This window comes from Maribacter chungangensis, assembly GCF_042676845.1.
Taxonomy (GTDB): Bacteria; Bacteroidota; Bacteroidia; order Flavobacteriales; family Flavobacteriaceae; genus Maribacter; species Maribacter chungangensis.
Genome location: NZ_JBHTHY010000012.1, coordinates 25,717 through 49,392 on the forward strand (window position 1 = coordinate 25,717; position 23,676 = coordinate 49,392).

A 23,676-nucleotide genomic window follows, 5' to 3' on the forward strand; every position below is an offset into this window, starting at 1 on the left:
AAAAAAAGTAAAAACACGGGTAGTCAGTCTTAATTTTATCATTTTTACATTTTACTAATCAATTTTTCAACTCCATGTCAACAAAAATTGCATTTATCGGCGCAGGAATAGCCACGAGTTACACTTTAATTCCCTTCTTGGAAGCATTGGACAATGACGCCTCAAAAGAAAAAATCACCTTATATATTATTGATAAAAGTGCCGATTTTTTTAAAGGGATGCCGTATGGTGAGCGCTCTGGAAAATCAGTGCTATTGATTCAGGATTTGAAAAATTTTATTTCGGAACCGCACCGAACCCACTACAAAAATTGGTTGAACGAAAACATTGACGAACTGGCCCAGGAATTTTTGGCGAACGGAGGCCGATATGCAGCTAAATGGGTAGCCGATAACAGTCCTCTTTACAAAAATGGTGACTGGGACGATTTGTATGTACCCAGATTTTTCTTTGGCCGATACATACACAGAGAAGTGGTAAAAAGAGTAGATAAATTGGTAGCTGAAGAAAGGTTAACTTTGGAATACCTTCAAAAAGAAACAAAATCCGTTACTAAGGAAGGTGGTACATTTACCCTAACTTTCGATGACAATAGCCACTTAACGGTTGAAAAAGTAGTACTCTCCATTGGTTCGCTTCCCTATAAAAAACTATACAACAAGGAAACCAAAGAAACTATAAACAAACTATATATAGACGCTCCCTACGGTGAAGGAATGGAAGAGAACATGGCAAGAATTGCCTCGTTTATCAAAGCACGTGAAAATAAACATCTTCCTACCAAAATTGCGGTACTAGGAGCCAATGCCAGTGGGTTGGAAATGTTGTACAAGATTTGTGACAAACTTCCCATGGAGGAATACAAGACGACCTTCAAAACGTTATCTTCCCATGGCGTGATGCCCGATGGAACCTTTGACCCGATTAGAGCTAAAGAATTCAAAGCCAAACATTTAGAATCCCTTGCAACATCGGATTCACTTACGGCCAAATTAATTGCGGAGGCGGCCCATAAAGACATAGACATCGCTGAAGAACAAGCTTTGGGCGCGGCCACTACCGTGGGAATAATTTCTAAAGGTTTTGGGAGTTTATTACCAAAATTAAGTAAGGAAGAACTGCTGAATTTTGCCTGCTTTCATGGCAATCAAATAGGAAGGCGACAACGTTGTGCCGGAAACCATTACCTTTCCGTTGTAGACAACCTAATGAAAGAAAATAGGTTTACACACATAAAAGGCAGATTTGTTAGGATTGAAGAAAACACCGATGGCCTTATACTACACTACAAACCTACCGAAGCGGCATCACGTTCCGAGGAGAGTTCCGAACCTTTTAACCTGATCGTAAACTGCTTGGGAAGTGTTAACCTTACTTCCGAAGGTCTAACGCCATTTTTAAAGAATCTCATCAGCGATAAACTTTGCACCCCCAACGCTTCCAATATTGGATTTCAAGTAGACGACCGCATGCAAGCATCCGAAAATCTTTTTGTGGCCGGACCACTTTTGGCAGGGAATCAAATCGAGGATAGAATATTTTGGCACCTGGAACATTGCGTACGAATTATCTGGTCCAGTTCCGTTCTTTCCAAAAATCTTATGTCCAGTTTAAACTAGCTTTTTTACGAAGTTAATTTGTAATTTAAAATCTCTAAATTACTGTTACTTTTTATTGGCCGGTCTAGGATTTTCTTATGTTGTTTTTGCCCACCATTGTAAAAGATATGTTCAACACCTCTGTGGCACCAAGTAAAAACAAGCAGTGTTAACTATTTAAAATGGAAAAACAGCAAGGTGACCTATCAACAGGATAACCACCATAAGAAGTAGCAACATCGCTATATTAAAGTATACCTTTCTTATCTTTTGTTTGTCATTTTTTATGAAATAACTCAAAATTTATACTTGTTAGGAAAATCCAAACTACGTATGATCTACGTATCTTTGTTATGTTTAAATCCCCTACATGCACATATTTTTCCTACGCTGCAAATCAGCTTTTTTTTGCTTTCTATTCTTTTATGGTTTTGTCACCTCCCATGGTCAAATCTCCTATGAAGAAGCATTCCCCAGCCTCAGCTTCAACCTTCCTGTAGAGATACAAAATGCCTCCGATGGTTCCAATCGGCTCTTTGTAGTGGAGCAACAAGGAACCATCAAGGTTTTTCCCAACACTGATCAAGTGACAAGCGAACAAGTTCGAACGTTTTTGGATATTTCCAAAAAAGTATCCTACAGTTCCGGTCAGGAAATAGGCCTATTAGGGTTGGCCTTTCATCCCGAATTTGAAAGCAACGGTTATATTTTTGTGTATTACATTGACAGTCCAAACAATTACAGAATAAATATTTCACGATTTCAGGTAAGCAGTTCCGACCCAAATCTTATAGATCCCAATAGCGAAACTGTTATTGCCCAGTTCATGAAAAATCAGGCGGAATCCAATCATAACGGAGGGAAAATCACCTTTGGGCCAGATGGCTATCTGTATATATCCGTAGGTGACGGTGGCGGTGGCGGAGACCCACTCGGTAACGCACAAAATTTAAATTCGATATTTGGAAGCATCCTTAGGATAGATGTTGACATTAACGGCGACAATCCAGTAGAGCGTAATCCCGAGCTACCCAATGGGAACTATGAAATACCATCAGATAATCCAAGAATTGGACAATCCGGACTCGATGAAATCTATGCTTGGGGTATCCGGAATACTTGGAAAATGTCATTTGATGTAACAGGAAGGCTATGGGGCGCGGATGTTGGTCAAAATGCCAGCGAGGAAATCAATATTATTTCCAACGGAGGAAATTACGGCTGGAACAGGTTCGAGGCAAACGCAAACTACCGAACCACACCAGGCCTTACAACAACCCCGGACATTAAACCTATTTTTTCCTATGATCATACTGCCGGTGATAAATCTATTACGGGCGGATATGTGTATCGCGGGAACCTTACATCGGCTTCCCTACAGAACAAATACATTTTTGGTGATTATTTAACAGGCAGGGTTTGGGCATTAACCTACAACGAGGGTACTGGTGCCGCGAATTCCGAGTTACTGTTCCGAGCCAGCGGGGAATCTATTTCATCTTTTGGCGAGGACGAAGCTGGGGAACTCTACTTTTCCGGTTATGGCACTAACGCAAAGCTTTTTAAGTTAACCGAAACCGTAATGGAACCGGTAAATACGGCCATCAACGGTATTGGAGAATGGACCGGAATTTCCAGCGGAACAGATGGCACGGTAGAAACCATTGCAATAGCCTCCGACAACACTATCTATGTTGGTGGCAACTTTTCGAATGTAGGTGGGGTTTCTGCAGCTAATCTGGCCGTCATTACCCCAGAGAAACAATGGCAACCCTTTGGCACCGGCAGTAACGGACCTATCTACTCGATCGCCATTGCGCCTAACGGAAATATCTTCGTTGCAGGTGAATTCACACAAATTGGAGGTGTTTCCGCCAATAATATTGCATTTTGGAACGGATCGGTTTGGAGTGCGTTGGACGAAGGTACCAATGGCCCCATTCTAGCAATAAGGTTTGACCAGGAAGGGACGCTATTTGCCGGGGGTGTCTTTTCTAATGCAGGCACGGCAAGGGTAAACAACATTGCGAGTTGGCAAGGAGACAGTTGGCTAGGCCTAGCGGATACAGCGACCGGAATCGCCGGTACCAATAATGAAATCAGAAGCTTAGCTTTCGATGGCTCTAACCATCTCTATATAGGTGGTAATTTTGATGCTGCTGGAGGTGTCCCTACTGCGCGTATAGCAAAGTGGGACGGGGCTAACTGGTCCGCGTTGGAAGAAGGAACCAGTGGTTTTGTACAGGCCATTGCCATAACGGATAATTTTTTATACGCCGGTGGCAACTTCAACCTTGCCGGAAATAAAGCCGCGAATAGAATTGCCAGATTTGATTTCACCAACGAGACATGGGAAACACTGGGTCTTGGTCTTAGCGGTAGCGTAAATGCAATTGCCCTTAACGGAAACAATGTGTATGCCGGTGGAAACTTTGAAACGGCAAGCGACATAGGGCAAACTAATAAAATTGTAAACAACATAGCCCGTTGGAGTGCTGAAAAAGGATGGGAAGCACTGGGACAGGATATGGAAGTTGGTGTAAATTCTACGGTAGGAAGCCTAGCTTTCGATTCAGGTGCAAATTTATTGTATGTAGGCGGTATTTTTGACATCGCCGGAGGTGTTCAAAACAATAACCTAGCCATTTGGGGAGAAAGTTTCTGCACACCGAACAGCATTACACCAGTGTATACCGTAAACGGTATTTTGGATAGTGGCAGCAATACGGTCTCATTGAACGAAGGAAGCAGCCTCGTTCTTGGCATGCTGCCCAACACCGCTGATTTTACCTTGACCCTACCCAATGGAGAAACTGTTACGGGCGATTATACCCTCGACTCCGTGACCGCCGACGACGCAGGAACATATACCTACATTACCGCCATAGGTTGTGTGGAACGTTTAGAACTATCCGTGAACAGCGTTCCGGATACCGATGGTGACGGAATAGAAAATGCTGCGGATGTATGCCCCAACAGCCCGACCAATGAAGCGGTAAACGAAAATGGATGCGCTCCCTCCCAATTGGATGACGACCAAGATGGTATTACCAACGACCTTGATCAATGTACAAATACAAGCATAGGAGCGGTAGTGGATAGCAATGGTTGTGCGGCAACCGAGTTTCCAGATGATCGGTTTTCCCTTACCACCACTGCTAGTTCCTGCACTACGAGTCCAAATGGCACATTACAATTGACAGCCTCCGTAACCGGCACATACGTGGCATCCCTTTTAAAAGATTCCCAAACTATTGACACCTTTGAATTTACCGATATACTCGCAATTGAAAATCTGGATAGTGGTAGCTATGAGCTCTGTATTGGGTTATCAACCAATAATTTGGAGCGATGCTATCCCCTAGAAATAGAAAATTCGGTGGTTGACATTGAGGTACGTTCGTCCTTGAACGATGCCGGTACCCTTGTTACGCTGAACCTTAGCGGTGCCACTAAATACTACATCACTTGGAACGGGACGCTTTCGGAAACCGAATTGAACGAGATCACTTTAGAACTGACCCAAGACATAAATCTTTTGGAGGTAAGCTCTGATACGCTATGCCAAGGTGTATACAGAGAAACGATAGCCCAAAAAGACGCGTTTATCGTATACCCAAACCCCATTACCGATTTTGTCAATGTAGACATGCGTTATTTAACAGATGAACGAATAGTAATCTCCTTGTACACCGCATCTGGAAAACTTCTGCATACTGAAAGCTATACTACCGATGATGAAACCATTACAATAGACACCGAACACTTAAGACGAGGACATTACATGTTACACCTTAAAGGAACCAACATCAATAAAGGATTTAAGCTGATAAAATGATAGCCATATTACCCATTTAAATTACGCCGAGAAAACCAAGTAGGTCCTTTAACTCCTTAAACGAATCCCTCCCGTGCGCGACAACTGCATTCGCTCCAATAAAGAAACATAGTTCATAACAGTTAACTCCCCATAATAAAATAGTACTTACAACTGGTCAAGGAGGCAAAAGCGATCGACCATTCCCATTCAACCCAAACGAGAATGAGGTAGTGCAAAGCAAGTGCGTTCAACTGCCTTGGGACAAGCCCACGAGGTGTTAAACCCAGATTATGCCCTAGAAATTCTATTACGGCTGCAAATCCCTGCAAACTCAATCGTTGTACCGTCTTTCGCTCGATCACCTTAGCGATGGCTATGCCTCAATCGCAAAAGTCTTGATTTTATAGGGCTTTGCACCCTTATGACAAAAGACTTATGCATAATACCATTTTTAACTCTAGCTGTCGCATAAAACAAGTTTCTTTTTTACTCATTAGTCGTCATAAAATAGAACCATAGCTAATGCTATGTTTAGATTTCATTCCTAAACTGAGAAAAAAATAATTCAAATTTTCAATACGACATTCAAAACGTAGATTGGTATCATCTGGGTTAGGGGAAAAATCATTACTTACAGTTTCAAACCAATAAAAAAAAGCATTGACCAGAAAACAGATCAATGCTTTTTTAAAATTTAATTAGGTCTCTTCCTCGCCAATCTTTTTTAAGACCGGTATTACAGTTCCAAAACCAGAAACTCGGATCTCCTATTTACCTTATGTTTCTCTTCCGGGCAGTACGTACCATCACTACATTCATTCAATAGCTGCCGCTCCCCATAGGATTCAGTACTTAGTTTAGAAGAGTCTATACCTTTAGAAATCAAATAATCCTTAGTACTTTTTACTCTTCTTTCGGATAGCCAGTCATTATATTTCGAGTCTCCACGAGAATCTGTATGCGATGTTATCTTTAATTCCAAGGTCGGAATTTCCTCTAAAATAGCCGCTAAGGAATTTAAAATATCCTTAGACTGCTTTGTTAGTACCGAAGAATTTAAATCAAAATACACATAACCTAAATCCGCGATACGTTTTTCTATGGCGTCTTTTCGATCCCTTTCTGCCTTTAATCTGGCCTCCTCTGCCGATGCTAGTGCCGCTTCTTCCTTTTCTTTCTTTAAACGTTCTGCCAACAACAGCGCTTCCTTTTGCTTGTTGACCTCGGCGATGGAATCCATTTGTCGCTGCTTCTCTTTTTCTATAGCTGCTAACAATTCAAGTTTTTCCTCTCCCCTTTTAGAAAGTCCTTTTTCAATACCGAACTGATATACCACACCCGCAGCATGCTGGATATGGTTGGTTACACCATTCTCACTTCCAATAGACCATTTTCCAGTTGAATTAAAATCTAAACCCCATCTATCTGAAAACCAGGTTCTAAATCCAACCGCAGCGTTATAGGTTCCCCTACCTAATCTGTTAGCATCCGTATAACCTATACCTACACCTACATAAGGATCAAACCATCCTGTCTGACCAATAATCTTATTTAAATCATAAGTAAGACGAGCATCCATTCCAAAATAGTCTATATTTTCAGGACTAGGAACCCCATCGATAATATTCCCTTCCATATACTGGTTGTAAGTTCCTATGGCTTCGATTCCCAATCCGCTCTTAAAATATCTTCCGATACTTATCCTAGATGGGAAAGGAACCATATTCCATTCGTCCGACACGTTAAACAAACCACTAAAAACATTACCGGAATCATCAACGGCGTTTACTCCTACACCAAAAATCCAGGAGCTTTGAACAATACTGTCCTTTGCGGTAATCTGTAAATCTTCTTGCGCACTTATAGTTGTACAAAAAAGTACTGCGGCAATTAGCAAAGAAAGAAATGGAGCTTTCATAATTTATGTATTATTTGAATAGGCTAAAGTAATTCAATTATCCAATAACATCAAAAATCACCTACGTAATGTAGGAATATTCGTTGGATAGTTAAACACGCTATTTTATCGGTCGTAAGACCTATTCAATGATAATTTTCTTATCGCTTAACGGAAGTCGGTAGATTAAAAAAGGGCTGGTTACCGCTTTATTTTTAGATTTCTTTTTTGGAATTACCTTGCTGACCGTATAGGATTCCGGGGTTTCTTTTAGAAATATAAGACCAGGCCTTGCTTCGGTAGTTTCTCCTGCACACCAAACAAGCAACATATTGGATTTAAAGTCGATTTCGGGAAGAGGCAGCCCAGGTTTTCTGGTTTTATTGATTTTTGCGAAAAATGTTTGTAACGATTTTTGATTTTTGATTATCAGTAACTCCTCAGCGGTTGCTCCGCTATGGTCATCTTGAAGTATAAGTACCATATTCGAAGCCGCTGTTTGCTCGTTAAAACTGTTTTTTTTTGTTTTACATGAAGTAAAAAGCCCCAAGGACATACAAAACAATGGTAGTACCAGCCTAAGCATTAAGAAACCTACTTTTATACGCTCTTTCATAAACTTCCTCGTACAGAGGTAAGACACTATGTATATCGAATTTATGGGATTCACGTACAGCATTCAGCTTAAACTCCTCTAAGGTTTCGTCACTGTCAAGAATAGTAATGGCGTTCTTTGCCATATCGTCTATATCCCCGATTTCACTTAAAAAACCGGTGACACCGTGGATATTAACTTCAGGAATGCCCCCTGCGTTACTTGAAATTACCGCTACCTTGTTCACCATTGCTTCGAGCGCTGCAAGGCCAAAACTTTCAGATTCAGATGGCAATAGAAATAAATCCGAAAAACAGAGGATCTTGTCTATCTCGTGGCTGTTTCCCAAAAATATTACGCGGTCCGCTATACCCAACTTTTCGCACAACTGTTCCGCTCCTTCCTTTTCCGGCCCCTCTCCCACCATAATCAATTTAGCGGGAATTTTTTCTTGTATTTTGTGAAATATTCGAATAACGTCCGGTATACGCTTTACCTTTCTAAAATTACTGATGTGCGTAACGATGCGTTCATTATCCTTGGCCATATTGGAACGTTGGCAATCGGTAAATGTGTTTTTATATTTAGTGGTATCAATGAAGTTGGGAATGACTTCGATGTCTCCCTTAATATCAAAAATATCCAAGGTGCGCTGTTTTAAATTTTCGGAAACGGAGGTTACCACATCGGACTTATTAATGCTAAACGTTACCGCAGGCTTATAAAATGGGTGTTTGCCTACCAAGGTAATATCGGTTCCATGCAAGGTGGTGATCATTGGGATATAGATGCCCTCCTCTTCCAACATTTTTTTGGCCATATAACCAGCATAAGCATGTGGTATGGCGTAATGCACGTGCAGCAAATCTATTTTATGTAGCTTAATGGTATCCACCAATTTACTGGAAAGCGCAAGTTCATAAGGTTGATAATGAAAAAGAGGATACTCGGGTACGTGTACCTCGTGAAAGTAAATATTGTTGTTCAATAACTCTAACCGTACCGGCTGCCTATAGGTTACAAAGTGAACCTCGTGTCCCCTATTGGCCAAGGCAATTCCAAGTTCTGTTGCTACAACACCGCTACCACCAAAGGTAGGGTAACATACTATGGCTACTTTCATCTTGGCAAAATTACATTTTAATTTAGAATTGAATCGTAAATCGCTTGCTGAATCCTTGTTCTTAACCCAGATTTAACTAAAAGCCTATTGGAGGCGCTAGGATAGGTCCTATTGGATAAAAAGACATAGACGATTTCCTCTTCAGGGTCTGCCCAGGTATAGGTTCCGGTGAAACCGCTATGGCCAAAACTCTTTCTAGAAACACAACCACAAGTGGGGCCACTATTTTGTAATTGGGGCTTATCGAAACCGACACCACGCCTTACGTTCTTATCACAGAAATAGCATTTATTAAACTTTTCTACAGTTCTAAAGTTAAAGAATTGAGTGCCACCATAATAGCCCTGTTGCAAATACATTTGCATTATTTTGGCAATATCATTGGCGTTGCTAAATAGACCCGCATGTCCTCCTACCCCACCTTGCATGGCCGCACCCATGTCGTGCACGTAGCCTTGAACGGTCTGGTACCGATAATAGGTATCCTCTTCGGAAGGAACAATTTGATTTTTAGCAAAGCGGTCCAACGGATTAAATCCTGTGTAGTTTGCACCCAATCTGGCGTATAGGAAATTATCGGAAAGAACATCAAGACGTTCCGAATAGGTATCTTCTATATATTTCTTCATTACATAATACGGAACATCGCTATATCGATACCGATTGGACTTCAAATCTTGACGGCCAATACGGTCATAAATGGAGTCCTTATACGAATCTATAATATAAAGGTTATCCGACACCTTATTGGTAAAACCAACCGTTGGTTCTGTTCTGTACAATAATTTGGAGGGTTTTTTATTCTCATCCAAGGTATTGATGTAAAACGGAATCCACGCAGGTAACCTCCCATAATGAGACAGCGCCTTCAACACGGTTACATTTTTTATTTCGGTATCGGTGTATCTTGGTTCCAGTTGCTCAAACGTATCGTTCAATGCTATCTTACCCTCTTCTTCCATTTTCATGACCATAGGCAATGTGGCCAAGATTTTGGTAAGCGATGCCAGATCATAGATAGATTCATTGGAAATGCTGTCTTTGGAGTCGTATGTGGGTTTGCCGAAACTTTTACTATATACGACCTTTCCTTTTCTCGAAACAAGTACTTGTGCCCCCGGGAACATAAGACTATCCAAACCGTCTTGTACCAACCTGTCTACCTCCGCCAATTTTTTGGAGCTCATACCTACCCTTTCCGGATGCGTATAGCCCAACCTTTTCATGGACTTTAACCGTATTCCCGTACCAATAGGAAATTCCGAATTGGTACTCACCGGAATGGTACCCGAAGAACCCACAGCCCCAAAAAGCAGTTCGGCCGTCTTTTTCTGGGCAATGGCGCTATTTTGATATGACATGACTACCGCGTCAATATTTTGAAATGTGGATATCTTTGAAAGTGCATACGGTTTTGCGAACACACATAGCACTAGGTTAGAAGACCTCAAATTTGAAATTTCTTGAAGCCATGAAAGTTCCTTGTTGGAAAAATTATACGACTTCCAAGGACTATCGTTACTTTTATGATGCCCGATTATAATAAGGTTGTAATCTGATAGCTTTTTCTTCAAGGTTCCTATATCACTACCGTTCACCTGGGTTACACTGGCATACTTTTTTAGGGTTTGTACAAAGTCATCGTTAGGAGCATCCCCGAACTTCACATAAGCTATCTTTTTATTCTGTAAATTCTTTATTCCAAGAATATCAAAGTTATTCTTTAAAACAGTTATTGCTTCCTCTATGGCCTCTTCGTATATAAGATCGTCTTCCAGCGAATTTAAATCCTCATATAAGTTTTCAATTTTAATTGGTTTATAATTTTGCAAACCAACCTTATATTTGGCCATGAGTATCTTTTTTACCGATGTAGCCAAGCGTTTTTCGGTAATTCTGCCGGTTTTATAGGCCTTTAGAAGTTTTTCTTTTGCCTGTGCTACATTTTCCGGCATTAACAATATATCGTTTCCTGCAATAAAAGCAGCGAGTTCCACCTCGCCATTGGTGCCATATTCGGTTGCGCCTTTCATATTTAGGGCATCCGTAAAGACGAGTCCTTCAAAACCCATTTTATCCTTTAGAACACCGGATATAATTTGTTCGGACAAGGAAGACGGTAGACCTTTTTTTAGTTCAAGTGCTGGCACCTCCAAATGGGCGACCATAACACTGCTCAATCCATTTTTTATCAATTGCCTAAAAGGATAGAGCTCTAAGCTATCTAAGCGCTCCTTTGAAAAATTAAGAAACGGCAAGGCATGATGTGAGTCAACGGCCGTATCCCCGTGACCCGGAAAATGTTTGCCGCTGGATAAGACTCCAACGCTTTCCATCCCTTTCATAAAGGCTATTCCCTTTTCTGCCACATTCTCCCTGTTTTCACCAAAAGAACGGTTTCCGATAATGGGATTTTTTGGATTTGTGTTGATGTCGATATCCGGTGCAAAGTTGATATGCACCCCTAGCCTGTTGGCATGCTTGCCAATTTGTTTCCCAACCTTTTCCACTACCGAATTATCTGAAATCGCGCCCAAGGTCATATTCCATGGAAACGCATAAGTAGAATCTAGCCGCATGGAAAGTCCCCATTCCGCATCCATTGCTATGAGCAGCGGAAGCTTTGATACCGATTGATATTCGTTACACAGCTGTGCCTGCCTAACAGGACCGCCCCTTGAAAATATTACACCACCTATTTGGTGCCTGGCTATTAAATCTTTGACGCCATCGGTAGCAGCCTTGCTTTGCCTGGATTCGATACTTACCATGAACAATTGACCGATCTTTTGCTCCAAGGTCATACCTTTATACTTAAGATCTACCCATTGCTTTTGAGCTAAGCTATCGGTGGTCACCAGCGGGTTTTGACCACTGACCATAAACATACTTACTAAAGATAAAAATGAAGTTAAAAACGAACGCATGAGTTTTAAATGTATGGAGATAACTTAAAACAACGAAAATTATTGCATTTCATCGATATAACCAAGTAAAATAGGGTATTTAAAGCTGCTTTAACAGGATTGTAAAACTGAAACCCAATTGCCTATAGCCAAGTTGTTTTCACATTGCCAAGGAATTTTTAGCCCATACTTTTGCGAATGCCGGGCGCATGTCCCGAACTTATTTCACTTGAACAAAACGGGCATGCCAACTATCGGAGGCCGGAACCTCCCAATGCTCCTTATATTCCGCTTTGGTAGCCACCAGATTATTAAAAACGATAGTGTTTTTTGAAATAGCTTTTTGTTTGGCCATCGCCTTGAATTCCAACAAGGTTTTGTAAGCCACGAATTCTCCTTGCTTATAGGATACGTTCATTTTATCCAACAGGTCTACCTTGTAGGTTTTTTCCAGTTGCTGAATAAAATGTACAGATGCGTCAATGGAGCAACCTGTAGCGGATTGAGCACTCTGATCTAGGGCAATTACCAAGAACCGCTTGTAACGTATCTCGAACCCTGCCTTTAGATCATTACCATGCGCCGTCCAATGCACTAGAAAATCGCTTAGCTCGGTATTGATAGCTGCCAACTCTTCTGGCGTAAAACTTCGACTGGCCTGATAAATCCATATTCTGGCCGTATCCGGTAATGTATTAAAATCTACTAGCATCTTTGGGGCATGTTTAAAGTTCTTCTGCAGTTGCGATCAATTCCGCAATATCCATCACGGCAATCGATGTCTCTTTTTCCTTGTTCTTTACACCATCGGTCATCATGGTATTGCAAAAAGGACAACCAGCGGCTATAATTTGCGGTTGTGTCTCCAAGGCTTGCTCCGTACGTAGGATATTTACCTCTTTATCCCCTTTTTCAGCCTCCTTGAACATTTGTGCCCCACCGGCACCACAACACAAACCGCGCGACTTACAACTTTTCATCTCTACAAGTTCGGCATCCAATTTTCTGATCAGTTCCCTTGGTGCCTCGTAAACTCCGTTAGCCCTGCCTAAATAGCAAGGGTCGTGAAACGTTATTCTTTTGCCTTTGAAGCTGCCTCCTTCCATGCTTATTCGACCTTCGTCCAACAAATCCTTTAGGAACTGGGTATGATGCACAACATCATAATTGCCACCAAGTCCGGGGTATTCGTTCTTAAGGGTATTAAAACAATGTGGACATGCCGTAACTACCTTTTTTATGCCATAAGCGTTCATTACCTCTATATTTGTGACGGCCTGCATCTGAAATAAAAACTCGTTACCCGATCTTTTGGCAGGATCACCGGTGCAGCTTTCTTCCGTGCCCAATACCGCAAAAGACACTTCTGCCTTGTTCAATATCTTTACAAAGGCCTTGGTAATCTTTTTGGCCCTATCGTCAAAACTTCCTGCACAACCTACCCAGAACAAAACCTCGGGTTGTTGTCCGGCTGCAAATAATTCGGCCATCGTAGGTACTTTCAATTCAGTTGACATAGTGTTCTTTGTATTTATGATTCCTTGCTCCAGTTCAATCTGTCCATTTGGTTAAACGGCCATGGAGCACCATTGTTTTCAATATTCCCCATCATATTGTTCAAATCGGTTGGTGCGGCAGATTGCTCCATCACCAAATACTGGCGCATATCCATAATAATGGACAATGGGTCTATGCTTACCGGACATGCTTCAACACAAGCATTACATGAGGTACATGCCCATAGTTCCTCTTTTGTGATATAGCTGTCCAATAATTGTTTTCCATCCTCCTTAAAAACCCCTTTATTCGCGTCGATGTTCCTGCCAACTTCTTCCAAGCGGTCCCGGGTATCCATCATTATTTTTCTGGGAGACAACTTTTTACCGGTTTGATTGGCAGGACATTCGTCCGTGCATCGCCCACATTCCGTGCAGGTGTATGCGTTCATTAATTGCACCCAATTTAAGTCCTGCACATCCGAGGCACCGAATTTTTCAGGTACCGGGGCATCCGCTGCAGGTGCCGCAAAGGGATCTGCGGACGGATCCATCATCAATTTCACCTCATTGGTAACCGATTCCAAATTCGGCAACTGCCCTTTTGGTCTAAGCTTGCCATAGTAGGTATTTGGAAAAGCCAATAAAATATGCAGGTGCTTACTGTAGTAGAGATAATTTAAAAAGAACAGAATACCTATGATATGCATCCACCATGCGGTTCTCTCGATCAATATCAAGGTAGCTTCGGAGAATCCTTGAAATCCGACAGAAATGAACTGACTGATAGGAAATGAACCTGCTTGTGCGTAATGTGCCGAACCCAATTGTTGCAACTGAAAATCTGCCGCGTTCATTGTTAAGAAAAGTAGCATCAAGACTACCTCTATATAAAGAATGAGGTTTCCGTCTTTTTTTGGCCAGCCTTCCATTTCCGGTTTTATGAATCTTTTGAGACGTATCACATTTCTACGTATCCAAAAAACAACGACGGCTACGATTACCAAGAAAGCCAAAATTTCAAATGAGGCTATCAATGCATCATAAACAATTCCTAGTCCAGAAAATATTCTATGTGTACCTAAAAGTCCATCAATGATAATTTCGAGCACTTCAATATTGATAATCACAAAACCTACATACACTATGATGTGCAGAAAACCGGAAACAGGCCGCACCACCATCTTGCTTTGCCCAAGGGCAATGTTGGCCATATTTTTCCATCGCTGACCCTTGTTATCATTTACCCGAAGCTCCTTTCCCAAAAAAATGTTCCGTTTTAACCGACCCACATTCCGCACAAAAAAGCCGATTCCTAAAATCAGAACAACGGCGAACAAGACATTTGGTATATACTGCATAACTTAATTTTCTATGATTTCTGCCGGATCATCCTCGGGAACAGCATAATCCGTTTGCTTTTTACCAAACACAGAAACATTCACATAACGTTTTGGATTTAAACGAAAGTCCTGTAGGAGCAAATCTAATTCTCTGGAAGCACTGGTTAAATTGGAATAAAGTTCCTTATCGTTCATCAATTTACCAAGGGTACCGTCTCCCTTTTCCAATTTTGACATAATAGTGCTCAAACTGGCCACGGTCGTTTGCAGACTGGCCAAGGTACTTCCAAGTCCTGCATTATTTAAAGAATCCGATAATTTGGCAAAATTTGAGGTAAGCACATCAAAATTCTCCAAGGAACTGCCCAACTTGCCCTGATTATCCTTTAACAACTTGTCCAAGGTAGCTGCACTCCCGTTAAGGCTCACCATAAGATTACTCAAACCGTTAATAGCCTTTCTTAAATCGTTCCTTGTATTTGCATCCAAAACATCGTTTACATTGATCAACACCGAATCGGCGTCCGTAACCGCAGATTCAAATTTCTTGAACAACGGCGTTAGTTTTTGCTGTGCCAGTTCTGTAAGTCCCGGCCTAGTATCCGTTCTTAGGGTGTCTCCGGATTGCACATTGCCCGACCCGTCAAAAACAGGCATAATCTGCAAGCCCTTACCACCTATAATACCGGTGTCATAAAGCTCTACCCTGCTATTTTTAGAAAATTCAAACTCACTGCTTACCGTAAAGGTCACTACAAGATTCCCTTGGTTATCTATAAATCGAATGTCGTTCACTTTTCCCACACCGTACCCGTTTATGGAAACTACGGTTCCGGATTGTAAGCCTCCAACGTTAGGATACACGGCATAAAGGGTTTTACTATTATCAAAAAGCGGAGTAGATTTCAGGTAACTAAATCCCATTATAAAAAGTAAGATTCCGCCAATGACTATTATTCCTGTTTTAAGTTCCCTGGATAGTTTCAAAAAATTGGATTTAAGGTTATCAACAAAAGTAGAATAATTATTATGATTATTGCGAAACCTCCTTTAAGGCTTCACCAATTGAAATCCTGGAACCGTCACGATAAGCAACGATATAAGCCGTGGTAAATCCTCTAGAGGCAGCTTTGGACTTCATCATTTCCGCTTCTCTATGCGACCGTGTTTTGCCGTACAAATACCGGTACATATTCTTGTAAGGCTCTTTAGAAATAAGGTTCAAACCCTTAAAATAAGGAGAATCGGACGGCAGGTCCTTACCGCTTGCCATCAGCTGTACTTTGAACTCTATATTCGATGTTGGCGTTCTAGTTTCTGGTTGGCCGCTATTCGAAGTATCAGTCAAAACAGGGATTTTTTCCTCGTTTTTTGCCGTTGTATTCTCCATGTCCGGTTTTGTATCCGGCACTACATCGGGCATCACCTCTGCCACCTTATCTTCGATTTGCGGTACGACTTCCTTAGTTTTCTCGGCAGATTTCTCAGAAACAGACGCATCTGAAGTTGGCTTAGGAACTTTCACCTCTGCTACCTGGGCCACCGGCTCGTCCTCCTCGTTAAATGTGGTATTCATTTTCACAGCATCTCTGTACTTTAAAATAGCATCTGCAATTGCCGTACCCATCTCTGCCTGTCCTTTACCGGAATTAAGGTAGGCTCCTTCGTTCTTGTTGGTTAAAAAACCGGTTTCCACTAACACGCTGGGCATAAAGGTCTGATGTAATACGATAAAGCCGGCTTGCTTTACTTTTCTATTGTTTCGCTTTAACTTATCCGAAAAGTTATCCTGGATCATTTTGGCCAAGGCTATGCTCTGATCTAAAAATTCTTCTTGCATAATGGTTAGCCCAATTACGGATTCCGGAGAATTAATATCATAATCGGCATACCTGGTCTCGTAATTATCCTCTAGGTAAATTACGGAGTTTTCCTTTTTGGCTATTTCAAAATTCTGCTCGTTCGCATGCAGTCCCAATACAAAGGTTCCCGCCCCATGGGCATCCGAGGTATGTGAATCGCAATGTACGGAAACAAAAAGGTCGGCATTTGCCTTGTTCGCTATTTCACCTCTCACAAAAAGGTCTATGAACGTATCGTCCTTACGAGTATAGATAACTTTGATATCCTTGTGCTCTTCTAGCAGTTTGCCCACCTTTAAAACGATATTCAGGGCTATATTCTTCTCCAAATAACCATTTCCCAAATTACCCGGATCATGGCCTCCATGACCGGCATCCAAGACTACCACAAAGGGATCCACCGATTCTGTTTGACTATAAAACGGTGTAAACGAAAATAAAAGCAAAGAAAACGCTAAAAAGAAAATGGACAGGAGCGATTTAATTTTCATGTTAATGTGGGTTTTTAAAGCCCTTGTTATGGTTAAAATTATGGTAATACCCTACTTAGGGAATAAAAAATATATGTAAGTTTGACAACTGAAACCAATGTCCCATTGGATTGCCATACCTTTACAAAAATAGGATATAAAGCCTTGCAATCAAATAAACACTACGTACTTTTCCTCTGCATTCTTTTTGTTGGCGCATTTACCAGTACAGCTCAGGAGCAAAAAGTTGTACCGCTAACCGTAAAAGCTGTGCAGGATACTATTATAGCGCCTCTTTTTCTTGCGCCTTTAGAAAGCAATGGCGTTGTAAAGGATTCCGTGGCCACCGATAGTTTAAACCAAAAACCACCTTTACTGTTAGACAAAATAACCTACAAAGCAAAGGATTATGTAAGACTAAGCCAAAAAGAGAATAAGATTTATCTGTATAACGAGGCCGAGATCTACTACCAGGATACCGAGCTAAAAGCAGGCGTTATTACCATGGACTACGTAAAAAATGAGGTCTATGCGGGCAGGTTAAAGGACTCCTTGGGCAACTACACACAGCTTCCGTATTTTAAACAAGGTTCCCAAATTGTAATACCGGATTCCATTCGCTTTAATTTTGACACCCAAAAAGCGATTATTTTCAATTCTAGGACAGAACAGCAAGCGGCGGCAGGAGCTCTGGGCAGTGACGCCATGAAAGTATATGCAGAGGTCACCAAAAAGGAAAACGACTCCGTTTATTTTTTAAGTGAAGCTAAAATAACCACTGCAGAAGACACCATAAATCCTGATTATTACATCAGGGTAAACAAAGCGAAATTTGTTCCTAAGAAAAAGGTAATAGCAGGATTCAGCAACATTTACATAGAGGACGTACCTACGCCTATATTTATGCCTTTTGCCTATTTTCCACTTGCCGTTGGGCGGGCCGCAGGCGTATTGATGCCTTCTTTTGGCAACGACCCAAATACAGGCTACTTTTTGCAGGACATGGGATACTATGTGCCCTTAGGCGATTATGCCGATATTACCTTTTCGGGAGATTTTTACACAAATGGCAGCTGGGGCATGCGGGCGGCATCCGTATATACAAAACGTTATAAATACAGAGGGAATATTAATTTCAGGTACGAAAACCAAGTGCGTAGTCAAAAAGGATTCAGCGATTATAGTTTATCCAAAAATTATAATATCCAGATTTCCCACTCACAGGACACCAAAGCAAGTCCAAATTCGAGATTTTCCGCTTCGGTGAATCTAGGGAGTAGTGAATTTTATAGAAACTCCTTACAACAGCGAAATTTACCCAATACGCAAAACAATACCTTATCCTCTTCGATATCCTACTCCAAGACCTTTCCGGCATATCCATCGGTAAATATGAGTTTAACGGCAACCCATTCGCAGTTGACCTCGCCAACGGCCCAAGAAGACAACCCGGATAATATTACCATGACCCTGCCTACATTACAAACCAGTATGGAACGGATCTTCCCGTTTGCAAAGCGGGACGGTATCAAAAAAGGATTTATACAAAATATAAATTTTCAGTACGATTTAAACGCACAGAACAGACTCACCACCAATGACCAGGATTTCCTAACCAGTAGAATGTTCGATAACGCTAGATTCGGCGCTAGGCATCGCATACCTATAAGCACCAACTTTAAGGTTGCCAAGTTCTTTAGCGTAAGTACAAGTGCAAACTATGAGGATGTTTGGACCTTAGAGACCTTTGAACAACGTTTTGATCCGGAGACCAATACAGTTGTGCGAGATACGATCAGTGGGTTTGATCGCTTTAATCAATATAATTTTAGTGCCAGTGTAGGAACAACGATCTATGGTACCTTTGATTTTGGCGAGGACAAAAAGATACAGGCTATACGACATATTGTACGCCCCTCTATAAGCTATGGATACGCACCATCCTTTGACCAATTTTATGATCAATATCTAGATGGTAACGGAAATGTGGTTGAATACACCCGTTTCCAAGGAACTCTAAACGGTGTACCAAGATTGGGACGCTCCAATGCCCTTAGCTTCTCAGTGGCCAACGTTTTGGAAGCCAAAGTAAGGGACAAGGACTCTACCAAATTAGAAGCAAAAAAAATACCCCTTCTAAGTAACCTAAACATTTCCAGTGCCTATAATTTTGAATCGGATTCGTTAAAGCTTAGCCCCTTGAACCTCAATGGAGGCACTACTATATTGAACAACAAAATGTCCATTAACTTTTCTGCCAACTTGGACCCTTATGCTATAGATAATAATGGCACCCGTATCAATACATTGAACATTAACAATGGGGGAAGCCTTCTTAGGCTTACTAGGGCGCAGACCAACATTACCTACTCCATTAGTAGCGATATGTTTGGAAAGAACAAAGATGAAGAAGAGGAGGAAGAAGACCCCTTTGACTATGTAGCGCAAAGTGGTGGTAGAACAGACGACCTTTTTGGTAGGGCGGACAGCTTCCAAGACAGACCAATGGACTCCAAACCGGACGGTGATATTGAAAATCCCAGATACGGAACAAAGATTCCGTGGAATTTTAGATTGGCCTATACCGCCGGATATAATAACAGAGCCCGGGAAAACACCTTTGGCAACCATTCCCTTATGTTCTCGGGAGATATAGAACTGTCTCCAAGATGGAAAGTAGGCGGTTCATCCGGATACGACTTTCAAAACTCTGGCTTTACCCTTACCCAGTTGCGTTTTGAACGAAATTTAGGGAGCTTTAACATGCGTTTCAATTGGACACCTTTTGGCCAGTTTAAAAGATGGTTTTTCTTTATTGGTATAGATGCCTCTATACTTAGCGACCTTAAATGGGAAAATAGAAGTCAACCAATTAGAAATTAATCTAAAAAATCATTAAAATGAAAAAGATAATCAACACCGATGATGCACCAGCTCCAATAGGACCCTACAACCAAGCAGTGCTAAGCGGCAACACCTTGTTCATCTCAGGTCAAATTCCAATGGATCCTAAAACAGGGACACTGATCGAAGGTGACATCAAAAAAGAAACCAACAGATGCATGGAAAATCTTAGCGCCATTTTAAAATCTGCCAACATGACTTTTGAGCACGTGGTAAAATCCACGATTTTCTTAAAGGATATGCATCAATTTTCCGAAGTAAATGAAGTGTACGGATCCTATTTTAACCCTGAAACCGCACCTGCCAGGGAAACCGTAGAAGTAGCAAACCTTCCTAAGTTTGTACGTGTGGAGATTTCTATGATTGCAGCCAAGTAGACGAAAGGCGGCAGAAAGATAACCCACCCTAATAGTTATTTGGTAATTTTTTTTGGGCCCTATACTTCTTGTAGGGCCCAAAAAAAAAACACCTCAACCATAACCGGATTGGGCTACATATTTTCCCTATGGAACTCTACCAAACCTTCGATAGGACGCTGCCTAATAACGCCAACAATCAAATCATTTCGCTCTAGTACCGTTACGAGTTCATCGCGCAAATAGTGAGCGATACTACCTACGAAATTGATCGGCACTTTGGTAGCCAATTCAAACTGCATAATATAGTTGTTTATGAACTGCTGAAAACCCTTATCAATGACTCCTTTGGAGTATGGGTGCTCCTTGTTCTCAATAAGAAAACGGGCAAATGTGGCCAAATAGGTATTGGGATTGGGCTGTTTGTATAAGTTTTCTTTTATATGATCGGCTTCTAGATTGTATTCCTTGGCAAATTTGATACCCAGGTCTTGGGGCATTTTATGGAAATAATAGTCACGTATTAGTTTGCGCCCAAAGAAATTGCCACTACCATCGTCCATAGGAATATAACCCAGTGAGGTCACTTTTTGAAATAGCTGGTGACCGTCGTAATAACTACAATTGGACCCGGTGCCCAAGATACAAACAATGCCCTGCGTACCAATTTTTGTAGTAGCGAAAATAGCGGCATAGGTATCCTCCTTAACATCGGCCTTCGCGTTTGGAAAAAAGTCCTTGAATATTTCCCTTAAGAATATCTTCATCCTATCGGTACCACAACCGGCACCATAAAAATATAGATGTGTAACCTGCTCCCGGTTCTTGGACAGCTCAAAGTTATTGGCCAACCGATCTTCTATCACCTCTTTGGTGAGCACCTCTGGACTTAGCCCCAAGGTCTGTGTTAAAAATAGTTGGTTTCCTTTGTCGTCCAAAGCAATCCAATCCGATTTTGTAGCACCACTGTCAACTATTAAAATCATAAATCTATATATTAAAAAGAATCCTGAAAATAAGGAAAAATACCCTCATTTTCAGGAAAATTTGTGTAAAACCTATGCGGATTCCTATAAGGTGTTTACGTGGTGGATAAGGTCTACCATTTTATTGGAGAAACCTGCTTCGTTATCGTACCAGCAAATCAATTTGAAAAACTTGGAATTCAGTTCGATTCCTGCTCCTGCATCAAAAACACTAGTTCTTGCGTCACCTATAAAATCCTGAGAGACCAAGGCTTCTTCCGTATACCCCAAAACACCTTTTAATTCCCCCTCAGAGGCATCTTTGAACGCTTTCTTTACCTCGGCATACGACGTCTCTTTTTCTAATCTTACGGTTAAATCTACCACGGAAACATCTGCCGTTGGCACTCTAAATGCCATACCGGTAAGCTTTCCTTTTAGTTCAGGAATTACTTTGGTTACCGCAACCGCTGCTCCTGTTGAGGCCGGGATAATGTTTAACATAGCACTTCTGCCGCCTCGCCAGTCCTTTCTGGATGGACCATCTACAGTCATTTGGGTCGCCGTTGTAGCATGAACGGTCGTCATCAAGGCCTCTTCGATGCCAAAAGCATCGTTAAGGACTTTTGCCATTGGCGCCAAACAGTTCGTTGTACAGGATGCATTTGAAACAATAGTGTCGGAAGCTTTCACTTCTTTATGGTTTACCCCCATTACGAACATTGGAGCATCTTTGGAAGGTGCTGAAATAACGACTTTTTTGGCACCGCCGTCAATATGATATTGAGCAGTTTCCAATGTGGTGAAAATACCGGTACATTCTGCAACGGTATCGGCACCAACTGCATCCCATTTAATATTTTTTGGATCTCTTTCCGCGGTAATTCTCACAGTTTTCCCATTTACCACCAAGTGACCGTCCTTTACATCAACAGTACCATCAAAATGTCCGTGTACAGAATCATATTTTAACAGGTAGGCCAAGTGCTCCACATCCAACAAATCGTTGATGGCCACTACATCTACATCACCACGTTTTACCGATGTTCTGAAAACCAGTCTACCAATTCTACCAAATCCGTTAATTCCTATCTTTAAGTTTGACATCTTATCTGTGTTTATAAATTAAAATTATGTTGTCATTATTTCTGAAACCCTAATGAGTTCCTTGTCTATTTTCGTATGGCCCTTGATAGCCTTGTTGATAGGGGTCAAGATCAACTTATTATCCTGTACACCTACCATTAAACTGGTCTTACCCTCAAGGAGGGCTTCTACCGCTTTTACACCCATTCTACTGGCCAGTACACGATCGTAGCAAGATGGTGACCCACCGCGCTGCATGTGCCCCAACACGGATACCCTAACATCGTATATGGGAAGGTGTTCTTCTACATATTGCGCTAGTTCAAATACATTTTTTCCAGATTTATCACCTTCGGCCACTATCACGATACTGGACGATTTTCCGGACTGCTTACTTCTTTTTAAGGATTCCAACAAACGGTCCAAACCTAAATTTTCTTCTGGAATCAATATTTCTTCCGCACCTGCACCAACACCTGCATTTAAAGCAATATGGCCCACATCCCTGCCCATGACCTCCACAAAGAACAATCTGTTGTGGGAGCTAGCGGTATCCCTGATTTTATCAATAGCCTCAACTACCGTATTCAATGCGGTATCGAAACCCAAGGTAAACGTAGTTCCAAAAATATCGTTATCTATAGTACCGGGAATACCGATGACAGGAAAATTGTATTCTTGATTAAAAATCATGGCACCGGTAAAACTACCGTCACCACCAATGACCACAAAGGCGTCAATACCTTCTGTAACCAATTGGGAATAAGCTCTTTTTCTGCCCTCCGGTGTCATAAACTCCTTGCACCTGGCAGATTTAAGCATGGTCCCGCCCTTATTTATTATATTGTTTACGCTTCGCGCATCCATGGGCTTAAAATCACCCTCTATCATTCCTTGGTAGCCTCTGTAAATCCCTACACAGTCCAATTTAAGATATGCACAGGTCCGCACAACCGATCGTATGGCTGCGTTCATACCCGGAGAATCTCCTCCGGATGTAAGTACGCCTATTTTTTTTATTTCTGTAGACATTGAAAAATTTAAGCCAACGAAAGTACTAAAAGTTACCGCAATAATGAAATGCAAACGAAAGCAATTTCAATTCGTATAACGATAACGTTATCGTTGTTACATTTTTATGAAAATTTCACCAAATCCTGTGATTTACTAACACTATACCACACATTTAGGTCGCGTTAAGCAAGGTAATTTGATTTGAGAAAAACGAAAAGGGGGCGGCTAACAGGTTCCTTAC

16 protein-coding genes are annotated in these 23,676 nt (G+C 41.4%); 4 read left to right on the forward strand and 12 right to left on the reverse strand.

Translation table 11 applies throughout. From position 1 onward, the window contains the following. Window positions 1-74: 74 nt before the first annotated feature. Window positions 75-1,619, forward strand: coding sequence for an FAD/NAD(P)-binding protein (locus tag ACFQZJ_RS13715; RefSeq protein WP_379935332.1), 1,545 nt, complete (start codon window positions 75-77; stop codon window positions 1,617-1,619). 349 nt (window positions 1,620-1,968) lie between these two features. After that, complete coding sequence (locus ACFQZJ_RS13720; protein ID WP_379935334.1) at window positions 1,969-5,436, forward strand: PQQ-dependent sugar dehydrogenase; 3,468 nt, start codon at window positions 1,969-1,971, stop codon at window positions 5,434-5,436. Between the two features lie 718 nt (window positions 5,437-6,154). Here ACFQZJ_RS13720 and ACFQZJ_RS13725 read toward each other — a convergent pair. The 9 genes from ACFQZJ_RS13725 to ACFQZJ_RS13765 all read right to left on the reverse strand — a co-directional run bounded on the left by ACFQZJ_RS13725 (window position 6,155) and on the right by ACFQZJ_RS13765 (window position 17,131). Further along, window positions 6,155-7,336 carry an OmpA family protein gene (locus ACFQZJ_RS13725; RefSeq protein WP_379935336.1) on the reverse strand — a complete coding sequence of 394 codons (1,182 nt, stop codon included), beginning with the start codon at window positions 7,334-7,336 and terminating at the stop codon, window positions 6,155-6,157. Window positions 7,337-7,457: 121 nt separating this feature from the next. Then, window positions 7,458-7,931, reverse strand: coding sequence for a hypothetical protein (locus tag ACFQZJ_RS13730; RefSeq protein WP_379935505.1), 474 nt, complete (start codon window positions 7,929-7,931; stop codon window positions 7,458-7,460). Next, window positions 7,894-9,033: an N-acetyl-alpha-D-glucosaminyl L-malate synthase BshA gene (gene bshA, locus ACFQZJ_RS13735; protein ID WP_379935338.1), complete on the reverse strand. Its 1,140-nt coding sequence runs from the start codon at window positions 9,031-9,033 to the stop codon at window positions 7,894-7,896. Before bshA ends, ACFQZJ_RS13730 begins: the two co-directional genes overlap by 38 nt. Window positions 9,034-9,050: 17 nt before the next feature. Beyond that, a complete protein-coding gene (locus ACFQZJ_RS13740; RefSeq protein WP_379935340.1) occupies window positions 9,051-11,960 on the reverse strand; it encodes a glycoside hydrolase family 3 N-terminal domain-containing protein in 2,910 nt (969 codons plus the stop codon). A 199-nt stretch (window positions 11,961-12,159) separates the two neighbouring features. Beyond that, complete coding sequence (locus tag ACFQZJ_RS13745) at window positions 12,160-12,651, reverse strand: ABC transporter ATPase (RefSeq protein WP_379935342.1); 492 nt, start codon at window positions 12,649-12,651, stop codon at window positions 12,160-12,162. Between the two features lie 13 nt (window positions 12,652-12,664). After that, window positions 12,665-13,456 (reverse strand): (Fe-S)-binding protein, encoded by a 792-nt coding sequence (locus ACFQZJ_RS13750; RefSeq protein ID WP_379935344.1) that lies wholly within the window; start codon window positions 13,454-13,456, stop codon window positions 12,665-12,667. A 14-nt stretch (window positions 13,457-13,470) separates the two neighbouring features. After that, window positions 13,471-14,796: a 4Fe-4S dicluster domain-containing protein gene (locus ACFQZJ_RS13755; RefSeq protein WP_379935345.1), complete on the reverse strand. Its 1,326-nt coding sequence runs from the start codon at window positions 14,794-14,796 to the stop codon at window positions 13,471-13,473. 3 nt (window positions 14,797-14,799) lie between these two features. Next, window positions 14,800-15,765 carry an MlaD family protein gene (locus ACFQZJ_RS13760; RefSeq protein ID WP_379935346.1) on the reverse strand — a complete coding sequence of 322 codons (966 nt, stop codon included), beginning with the start codon at window positions 15,763-15,765 and terminating at the stop codon, window positions 14,800-14,802. Window positions 15,766-15,811: 46 nt separating this feature from the next. Further along, entirely contained in the window at window positions 15,812-17,131 is a 1,320-nt protein-coding gene (locus ACFQZJ_RS13765) for an N-acetylmuramoyl-L-alanine amidase family protein (RefSeq protein ID WP_379935348.1), read from the reverse strand. Window positions 17,132-17,212: 81 nt separating this feature from the next. Here ACFQZJ_RS13765 and ACFQZJ_RS13770 point away from each other — a divergent pair, with 81 nt between their 5' ends. Both ACFQZJ_RS13770 and ACFQZJ_RS13775 read left to right on the forward strand, forming a co-directional pair. Beyond that, a complete protein-coding gene (locus tag ACFQZJ_RS13770) occupies window positions 17,213-19,993 on the forward strand; it encodes a putative LPS assembly protein LptD (RefSeq protein ID WP_379935350.1) in 2,781 nt (926 codons plus the stop codon). Window positions 19,994-20,010: 17 nt separating this feature from the next. Further along, on the forward strand, window positions 20,011-20,391 hold the full coding sequence (locus ACFQZJ_RS13775) for a RidA family protein (RefSeq protein WP_379935352.1): 381 nt from the start codon (window positions 20,011-20,013) through the stop codon (window positions 20,389-20,391). Window positions 20,392-20,504: 113 nt separating this feature from the next. Here the strand turns inward: ACFQZJ_RS13775 and ACFQZJ_RS13780 are convergent, their stop codons facing one another. The 3 genes from ACFQZJ_RS13780 to pfkA all read right to left on the reverse strand — a co-directional run bounded on the left by ACFQZJ_RS13780 (window position 20,505) and on the right by pfkA (window position 23,453). Continuing rightward, window positions 20,505-21,356, reverse strand: a complete 852-nt coding sequence (locus ACFQZJ_RS13780) for an N-acetylglucosamine kinase (RefSeq protein WP_379935354.1) — start codon at window positions 21,354-21,356, stop codon at window positions 20,505-20,507. Between the two features lie 84 nt (window positions 21,357-21,440). After that, a complete protein-coding gene (gene gap, locus ACFQZJ_RS13785; protein ID WP_379935356.1) occupies window positions 21,441-22,442 on the reverse strand; it encodes a type I glyceraldehyde-3-phosphate dehydrogenase in 1,002 nt (333 codons plus the stop codon). A 24-nt stretch (window positions 22,443-22,466) separates the two neighbouring features. After that, window positions 22,467-23,453 carry a 6-phosphofructokinase gene (gene pfkA, locus ACFQZJ_RS13790; protein ID WP_379935357.1) on the reverse strand — a complete coding sequence of 329 codons (987 nt, stop codon included), beginning with the start codon at window positions 23,451-23,453 and terminating at the stop codon, window positions 22,467-22,469. Window positions 23,454-23,676 lie beyond the last annotated feature (223 nt).

What these genes read in the sequence shown, in the direction of transcription:
- ACFQZJ_RS13740 (WP_379935340.1), bottom strand. Translation starts at nt 11,960, where the DNA reads ATGCGTTCGTTTTTAACTTCATTTTTATCTTTAGTAAGTATGTTTATG.
- ACFQZJ_RS13765 (WP_379935348.1), bottom strand. Translation starts at nt 17,131, where the DNA reads ATGAAAATTAAATCGCTCCTGTCCATTTTCTTTTTAGCGTTTTCTTTG.
- ACFQZJ_RS13730 (WP_379935505.1), bottom strand. Translation starts at nt 7,931, where the DNA reads ATGAAAGAGCGTATAAAAGTAGGTTTCTTAATGCTTAGGCTGGTACTA.
- ACFQZJ_RS13720 (WP_379935334.1), top strand. Translation starts at nt 1,969, where the DNA reads ATGCACATATTTTTCCTACGCTGCAAATCAGCTTTTTTTTGCTTTCTA.
- bshA (WP_379935338.1), bottom strand. Translation starts at nt 9,033, where the DNA reads ATGAAAGTAGCCATAGTATGTTACCCTACCTTTGGTGGTAGCGGTGTT.
- ACFQZJ_RS13755 (WP_379935345.1), bottom strand. Translation starts at nt 14,796, where the DNA reads ATGCAGTATATACCAAATGTCTTGTTCGCCGTTGTTCTGATTTTAGGA.
- ACFQZJ_RS13745 (WP_379935342.1), bottom strand. Translation starts at nt 12,651, where the DNA reads ATGCTAGTAGATTTTAATACATTACCGGATACGGCCAGAATATGGATT.
- gap (WP_379935356.1), bottom strand. Translation starts at nt 22,442, where the DNA reads ATGTCAAACTTAAAGATAGGAATTAACGGATTTGGTAGAATTGGTAGA.
- ACFQZJ_RS13715 (WP_379935332.1), top strand. Translation starts at nt 75, where the DNA reads ATGTCAACAAAAATTGCATTTATCGGCGCAGGAATAGCCACGAGTTAC.
- ACFQZJ_RS13780 (WP_379935354.1), bottom strand. Translation starts at nt 21,356, where the DNA reads ATGATTTTAATAGTTGACAGTGGTGCTACAAAATCGGATTGGATTGCT.
- ACFQZJ_RS13775 (WP_379935352.1), top strand. Translation starts at nt 20,011, where the DNA reads ATGAAAAAGATAATCAACACCGATGATGCACCAGCTCCAATAGGACCC.
- pfkA (WP_379935357.1), bottom strand. Translation starts at nt 23,453, where the DNA reads ATGTCTACAGAAATAAAAAAAATAGGCGTACTTACATCCGGAGGAGAT.
- ACFQZJ_RS13725 (WP_379935336.1), bottom strand. Translation starts at nt 7,336, where the DNA reads ATGAAAGCTCCATTTCTTTCTTTGCTAATTGCCGCAGTACTTTTTTGT.
- ACFQZJ_RS13750 (WP_379935344.1), bottom strand. Translation starts at nt 13,456, where the DNA reads ATGTCAACTGAATTGAAAGTACCTACGATGGCCGAATTATTTGCAGCC.